General features: G+C 73.2%; 7 protein-coding genes. 3 read left to right on the plus strand and 4 right to left on the minus strand.

Features of this window, described 5'->3' with window-relative positions; genetic code table 11:
* Nucleotides 1–29: 29 nt before the first annotated feature.
* A complete protein-coding gene (locus tag IN07_RS20305; RefSeq protein WP_036339659.1) occupies nucleotides 30–1,352 on the minus strand; it encodes a Rieske (2Fe-2S) protein in 1,323 nt (440 codons plus the stop codon).
* 168 nt (nucleotides 1,353–1,520) lie between these two features.
* On the opposite strand from IN07_RS20305, the gene IN07_RS20310 reads away from it, so the two are divergent.
* Nucleotides 1,521–1,895, plus strand: a complete 375-nt coding sequence (locus IN07_RS20310; protein WP_036339662.1) for a DUF485 domain-containing protein — start codon at nucleotides 1,521–1,523, stop codon at nucleotides 1,893–1,895.
* A complete protein-coding gene (locus IN07_RS20315; RefSeq protein WP_052091560.1) occupies nucleotides 1,888–3,501 on the plus strand; it encodes a solute symporter family protein in 1,614 nt (537 codons plus the stop codon). Before IN07_RS20310 ends, IN07_RS20315 begins: the two co-directional genes overlap by 8 nt.
* A gap of 130 nt (nucleotides 3,502–3,631) precedes the next feature.
* Here the strand turns inward: IN07_RS20315 and IN07_RS20320 are convergent, their stop codons facing one another.
* From IN07_RS20320 to IN07_RS20330, 3 genes are all read right to left on the minus strand, one after another.
* On the minus strand, nucleotides 3,632–3,958 hold the full coding sequence (locus IN07_RS20320) for a hypothetical protein (RefSeq protein ID WP_156119311.1): 327 nt from the start codon (nucleotides 3,956–3,958) through the stop codon (nucleotides 3,632–3,634).
* Between the two features lie 133 nt (nucleotides 3,959–4,091).
* Nucleotides 4,092–4,955, minus strand: coding sequence for a manganese catalase family protein (locus IN07_RS20325; RefSeq protein ID WP_036339664.1), 864 nt, complete (start codon nucleotides 4,953–4,955; stop codon nucleotides 4,092–4,094).
* 147 nt (nucleotides 4,956–5,102) lie between these two features.
* Nucleotides 5,103–5,816: a sensor histidine kinase gene (locus IN07_RS20330; protein ID WP_036339667.1), complete on the minus strand. Its 714-nt coding sequence runs from the start codon at nucleotides 5,814–5,816 to the stop codon at nucleotides 5,103–5,105.
* A gap of 106 nt (nucleotides 5,817–5,922) precedes the next feature.
* On the opposite strand from IN07_RS20330, the gene IN07_RS20335 reads away from it, so the two are divergent.
* A complete protein-coding gene (locus tag IN07_RS20335; protein WP_036339670.1) occupies nucleotides 5,923–6,579 on the plus strand; it encodes a response regulator in 657 nt (218 codons plus the stop codon).
* Nucleotides 6,580–6,834 lie beyond the last annotated feature (255 nt).

Raw genomic sequence — 6,834 nt, forward strand, 5'->3', positions numbered from 1 at the left:
CCATCCTGCGGGACCGGAGCGCTGCCGGATCAGGCGGTGGCGCGCCGCTGCAGCTCCTCGGTCTGCCCGGCGGCCGTGCGGTCGGTGGCGAAGTCGGCCAGCGTCCGGCGGAGCGCGACCCCCAGCCGGTCGGCCCGCAGGTGCAGCTCGTCCCGGGGGAGCAGCGGCAGCCCGGTGCTGCCCCAGCGCGCCAGCAACGCGAGGTCCTGGTCGAGCACGGCGGCCGCGCTCGCCACCGCCGCCGCCAGGGCGCCGGGGGAGACCGCCCCGTTGGTCTGCTGCACCAGGACGCGGGTGTGCACCCGGGTCGAGTCGGCGTCCTCGGGCTGCAGCAGCCGCACGACCGTGGTGACCACGCCCGTCCGCAGGTCCTCCTCCCGTCGCACCAGCTGGAACGGGGCCCGGTGGACGGCGGTGACCCGCCGACCGCCCAGCTGCTCCTCCTGCACGCCGGAGAAGCCGCCGCGCTCGTACGTCAGCTCCGGGACGGCCGGCTCCGGCGGACCCGACGTCGGGTGCGCGGGGTGACGCGAGGTGTCGAGGAAGGCGTCGGCCAGCGCACCGGCCGAGGCGGGACTGCGGGCCGGGGGCAGCCAGCCGGACACGGCCAGCGGGTCGGCGGTCTCCGGGACGGCGAGCAGTTCGGCCCACGGCTCGGCCGGGGCGATCCACACGACACCCAGGTGCTCGACGACGCCCCACGCAGGAGGATCGGCGGCCAGTACGCCGCCGGTCCGGCGGTGCACCGTCCAGGTGCGCCCCAGCAGCCGGGTCTGCAGGTAGCCGCCGACACGGAGGTCGGTGGACAGGGCGACCGGGTGCCAGGCGTGTTCGAGGGCAGGGTGCAGGTTGTCCAGCACCGGGCCGTCCGGCGGTGGCAGATCGGGCACCGGTTCCGGCGACGGCGTCGCCCCGTGGGTGCGCGGCGGCCGGGCGGTCGGCGTGGGGTCGGGGGCCAGCCACACCCAGCCGTCCCGCTCCTCGACCGCCCAGGGTGCGGACAGGTCGGCCCGCGGGGGTGGGGTGCCGACCGGCCCGAGGGACGGGATCTCCACGCAGCGACCCTCCGCGTTGAACTCCCAGCCGTGGTACGGGCAGCGCGCCCGACCATCGACGACGGTCGCCGTGGTCAGTGGCACCAGCCGGTGCGGGCAGCGCGCCGACAGGGCGGTCACCTCGGCCCCGGGCCGGGTACGGAGGACGACGTAGGCCTGCCCGCCCGCGCCCACCTGCCGCGGCGTCGTCCCCACCTCGCTGGAGCGGGCGACGGGGTACCAGCCGGTGGGGGTCCCGGCCCGCCCGCCGATCCGCGGTGTACCGGTCCGGGAGCTCGTGGTCCAGGAGGAGGCCATGCACCCATGGCACCAGCCGGCCGTTTCCCCGGCGTTGCCGTTTCGTGGACTCCTGGCGTCCTCCGAGACCACTTCGATAACTATCGGGACACCCCCGGTGTCATTGTGAGGGTGGACACCCTAGGGTGACCGCGATCACCCGACAGGCGACACACAGCGAGGTGCCATGTGACACCCCCGAACGAACGCAAGCTGCTGACCCCGGAGGAGTACCGCCAAGCGCAGGACTCCCCGGAGTTCATCGAGCTGCGTCGCCGGTTCCGCAGCTTCGCGGTGCCGATGACGGTCGCCTTCCTGGTCTGGTACCTGCTGTTCGTCCTGCTCTCCACGTACGCGGCGGACTTCATGTCCACCGAGGTCTTCGGCAACGTCAACCTCGGCATCCTGCTCGGGCTGGGTCAGTTCGTGAGCACCTTCCTGATCACCCAGCTCTACGTGCGGCACGCGAGCAAGAACACCGACCCCATCTCCGACGAGATGCGCACTCGCCTCGAGGCCCACGAGTTCGCCTCCCCCCGGAACGAGGAGACCCCCCGTGGCTGACGTGTTCGCCGCCGAGAGCGCGACCATCGGCGAGCCGGCGATCAACATCTCGATCTTCGGCGCCTTCGTGGTGGTGACGCTGTTCATCACCTTCCGGGCCAGCCGGAACAACAAGAGCGCCGCGGACTACTACGCCGCCGGCCGCAACATCACCGGCACGCAGAACGGCCTGGCCATCGCCGGCGACTACCTCTCGGCGGCCTCGTTCCTCGGCATCGCCGGCGCGATCGCCATCTACGGCTACGACGGCTTCCTGTACTCGATCGGCTTCCTCGTCGCCTGGCTGGTGGCGCTGCTGCTGGTCGCGGAGCTGATGCGCAACACGGCCCGGTTCACCATGGCCGACGTCCTGGCGTTCCGGATGCGGCAGGGGCCGGTGCGCACCGCGGCGGCCATCTCGACGTTGTTCGTCTCGCTCTTCTACCTGCTCGCGCAGATGGCCGGTGCCGGTGGCCTGGTCGCCCTGCTGCTGGGGGTCAGCGGTGCCGCGGCCGAGGCGATCGTCGTGGTCGTCGTCGGCGCGCTGATGATCTTCTACGTGCTGGTGGGCGGCATGCGCGGCACGACCTACGTGCAGATGATCAAGGCGACGCTGCTGATCGCCGGTGCGCTGGTGATGACCGTCTGGGTGCTCGCCGAGTACGGCTTCAGCCTCTCGGCGCTGCTCGGCGGGGCGGTCGCGTCGGAGGGCGGGCAGGTCCTGGAGCCCGGCGCCCAGTACGGGGTGTCGGGCGCCACCCGGCTGGACTTCATCAGCCTCGCGCTGGCCCTGGTGCTCGGCACCGCCGGCCTGCCGCACGTGCTGATGCGCTTCTACACCGTGCCGACCGCCAAGGACGCGCGGAAGTCCGTCGTCTGGGCCATCTGGCTGATCGGCGCCTTCTACCTGTTCAGCCTCGTCATCGGCTACGGCGCCGGTGCCCTGGTGGGCTCCGAGACGATCCTGGCCGCACCCGGCGGGGTCAACGCGGCGGCCCCGCTGCTGGCGTTCGAGCTCGGTGGCACCGTGCTGCTGGGCGTCATCGCCGGCGTCGCCTTCGCCACGATCCTCGCGGTGGTGGCCGGGCTGACGATCACCGCGTCGGCGTCCTTCGCCCACGACGTCTACGCCTCGGTGCTGAAGAAGGGGCAGGTGGACCCGAACGCGGAGGTCCGGGTCGCCCGGATCACCGCCGTCGTCATCGGCGCGGTCTCCATCGGCCTGGGCATCCTGGCGCTCCAGGCCGGGATCAACATCGCCTTCCTGGTGGCCCTGGCCTTCGCGGTGGCGGCCTCGGCCAACCTGCCGACGATCCTCTACACGCTCTTCTGGAAGAACTTCACCACCCAGGGCGCGCTGTGGTCGATCTACGGCGGGCTGATCGTCTGCATCGGTCTGATCATCTTCTCGCCGGTGGTCTCGGGTTCGGAGACCGCGATGTTCTCCAACTTCGACATCGCGTGGTTCCCGCTGCGCAACCCGGGCCTGGTCTCCATCCCGCTGTCGTTCTTCCTCGGCTGGCTGGGCACCAAGATCTCGAAGGAGAAGCCGGACATCGACAAGTACGCCGAGCTCGAGGTCCGGTCGCTGACCGGCATCGGTGCGGAGAAGGCGGTCGCCCACTGAGAAAGGACCCTCCTGCCCCCCACCGCTCGCAAGCTCGCGGCGGGCCCCTGCAGGAGGGCCGTTCCAGCACGTTGCGTTAGCGCGAGGCGCGTCCCCGGTGGGGGCGCGCCTCGCGTCGTCTCCGGGTGCCTCAGGCGGCAGCCGGCGCGGTGGCCGGTTCGTCCCGGGACGTGCCGGGACGGACGGCGGGTTCCGGCAGGACGGCGTCGACGGCGACGGTCGCGACGCTGACCGCGCCGGCGGCGGAACGGCGCCGGCGGACGACGGAGCGGCTCACCAGCCCGGCCAACACCACGAGACCGGCGAGCACGTGCTGCCCGGGGGCGGTGAGGGCGACGGCGATCGCCGCGGCGTAGACCACCGACAGCAGCACCGTGGCGGCAGGGAGCCGGCCGGTCAGGTGCAGGGCCGGCAGGTGGGGGAGAGCGAGGTGGGGGGTGGGGACGGGCAGGTGCACGGCGTACCTCCAGCGAGTGCTCGGGCGCCCGCCGGGCCGGCGTCCCAGGTCCGCTGGGTAGCGGAGCCGGGGCGCCGGCACGGCGACGGCGCATCGGGCGTGCCTCCCGTGGCAGATCACAGGAGGCGGCGCCTCACTTGAGGGCATCCTTGGCCTTCTGGATCAGCGTGTTCATCTGCGTCTGCGGCGTCGGGTACAGCCGCGGGTCACCGGGGGGCAGGATCGGCGCGTCGGCGTTGGCCGCGATCGGTGCCGCTCGCAGCTGGTTGTCGGTGCCGTCCAGGGCCGGCCCGCTGGCCCAGCGGCCGTTGGCCGCATCGGGGCCGTCGGAGGCGTCGATGAACGTGTAGGCGAACTCCGGCAGCTCCTCGTCCATCGGGAAGGCCTCGGGCACCGGGATGCCCTCGATGCCGTCGGACTTGAGCTCCTCGATGGCGGCGAGCCACTGCATCTGGTGCATGTGGTCGCGGGCCAGGTTGAACCGGAGCATGTCCTTGACGCCGTGGTCGTCGGTCATGTTGAACAGGCGGGCGGCCTGCAGACGACCCTGCATCTCAGCGGTGGCGTTGTAGTGGAAGTCCGCCATGAGGTTGCCGCTGGCGGTCACGTACCCGCCGCTCCACGGGAGGCCCATGCTGTCCCGGAAGTACGCGCCGGCGCCGTTGACGATGGCGTGCTGCGGGTTGTGCTGCCCGTAGCCGGCCGCCGCCTCCTTGGTGCGGTCTGCGGCGTCGGGCTTCAGCGGCACGTGGTCCAGCAGCCGGTCGATCATCGTCACGATCATCTCGACGTGCGCCAGCTCCTCGGTGCCGATGGCCAGCAGCATGTCCTTGTACTTGCCGGGCAGCCGGCAGTTCCAGCCCTGCAGCAGGTACTGCATGGCGACGGTCATCTCGCCCCACTGCCCGCCGAGGATCTCCTGCAGCTTGCGGGCGAAGTCCGGGTCGGGGCCGTCGGGCTTGGCCTCGTACTGCAGTGCGTGAGTGTGCGTGAACACGGGCGTTCTCCCTCTGCGTCGTCGCTGTCGCCGCCCTCGCGGTGACAACAGACAGATGCCCCCTCCCGGTGTCACCCCCGTGCCGTCCGCTGGCCCCCAGGGGCCGACCTGTCCGGCCCTCCTGTGGGGGGCAGACGGGTCCCTTCGTCAGCGGTCCGGGAGGCGCACCACCAGCGTGAAGGCGCCGTCGAGGCCCTCTGACCAGGCCAGCCGGCCGCCGAGCTCCCGGGTCTGCCGCTGCACCGACCACAGGCCCAGGCCGCTGAGGTCCACCGGCGGGGTCGGCCGGCTGAGGTGCCCCAGGACCCGATCGACCGGCACGCCGGGCTGGGTCACGGCGAGGTCGACCCACCCGACCCGTCGCTCCGCCCGCAGCCGGACGGGCTGGCCCCGGCCGTGCCGGTGGGCGTTCTCCAGCAGGTTGGTCAGGATCCGCTGGACGCGGGCGTCGGCGACGGCCACGTCGGCCGCATCGTCGCCGAACTCGACCCGGAGCTGGTGGTCGGGCAGGCCGGAGGCGGCGACGGAGGCGCGGACGACGTCGGCGAGCTCGCGGGTGCCCGCCCGCTCCGCAGCCCCACCGGTGGCGTTCGCGGTACGCAGCATCGAGGCCAGGTGCTGCGCCTGGGCACGGGCGAGGTCGAGCAGTTCCGGTCGGCTGTCGTCGTCCTCGAGCCGGGCCAGCGCCGACTCCAGCGCGGCCAGCGGGCTGCGCATGTCGTGGCACAGCGCCCGCACCAGCGCGTCGCCGGTGCTCACCGGGTCAGCGGCGGGATGCGGGAGGTGACTGCGCACCACGCGCAGCAGATCGGTGAACAGTCCGGGCAGCGTCGCAGGGTGTGTGTCGGCAGCGAGGGTCACGGGCACCTCCGGGGAAGCGGTCGGTCAGCCACGCCGGGCGCAGCCGATCCGTAGGAGTGACGTGGAGGGACTGGACGTCGGTGCCGCTGCTGAGCACCGTCCCCCCGTGGACGTGGTGGTGATCGACGACCACCCGTTGTTCAGCCGGGGCCTGGAGCTGCTGCTGCCCCCGGAGAGCAACGGGCGGGTGCGTGTCGTGGGAACGACGGATGACGCCTCGGCGGGCGCCGCCCTCGTGCGCCGGCACAACGCCGACGTCGCGGTGGTCGACCTGCACATGCCGCCGCCCGGCGGCACCCGCGCCATCGCGGCCATCCGGCGCACCGAGCCGATGACCCGGATCGTGGCGCTGTCCGGGCTGGCCGAGGCCGACGCGGCCCTGGAGGCGCTGCGGGCCGGGGCGAGCGCCTTCCTGCCCAAGACCACGAGCCCGGAGGCGCTGGTGCGCCCGCTGCTCGCCGTCCTCGACGGGTGGTCGGTGATCCCCGAGTCGCTGCTGCGCCAGCTGCTGGACGACGCGGCGCCCACCGCGGACCAGGGCATCGCGGCTCAGCTGTCCGCCGACGACCGGCGGCTCTGGCGGCTGGTGGCCGCGGGCACCAGCACCGTCGACATCGCCACGACGCTGCACGTCTCCGAGCGCACGGTGAAGCGGCTGGTGGCCAACCTGCTCCGCCAGCTGCGGGTCTCCACCCGGGTGGAGGCGGCCGCCCTCGCCGGCCGGGTCGGGCTCGAGTCGACCGGCACCGGCGCAGGGCGCTGAGTGGTGGCAGGGGGGCGGCATCACGCCCCGGCTACCCGGCGAGGAGCGACGCACCCGCGGACCAAGCAGTTCCGGTTGGCTGCGGCGCGTCGTGGCTAGGGTCCGACCATGCCTGCACGGATCGTCCTGCTCGGTGCCACCGGCCACACCGGCGGCCGGACGGCGGCCGCCCTGACCGCGCGCGGCGCCCGGCCGGTGCTCGCCGGGCGCGACCCGGCCCGGCTGGTCCCCCTGGCCGACCGGCTCGGCGGGGCC

The sequence above is a fragment of the Modestobacter caceresii genome, assembly GCF_000761485.1.
Taxonomy (GTDB): domain Bacteria; phylum Actinomycetota; class Actinomycetes; order Mycobacteriales; family Geodermatophilaceae; genus Modestobacter; species Modestobacter caceresii.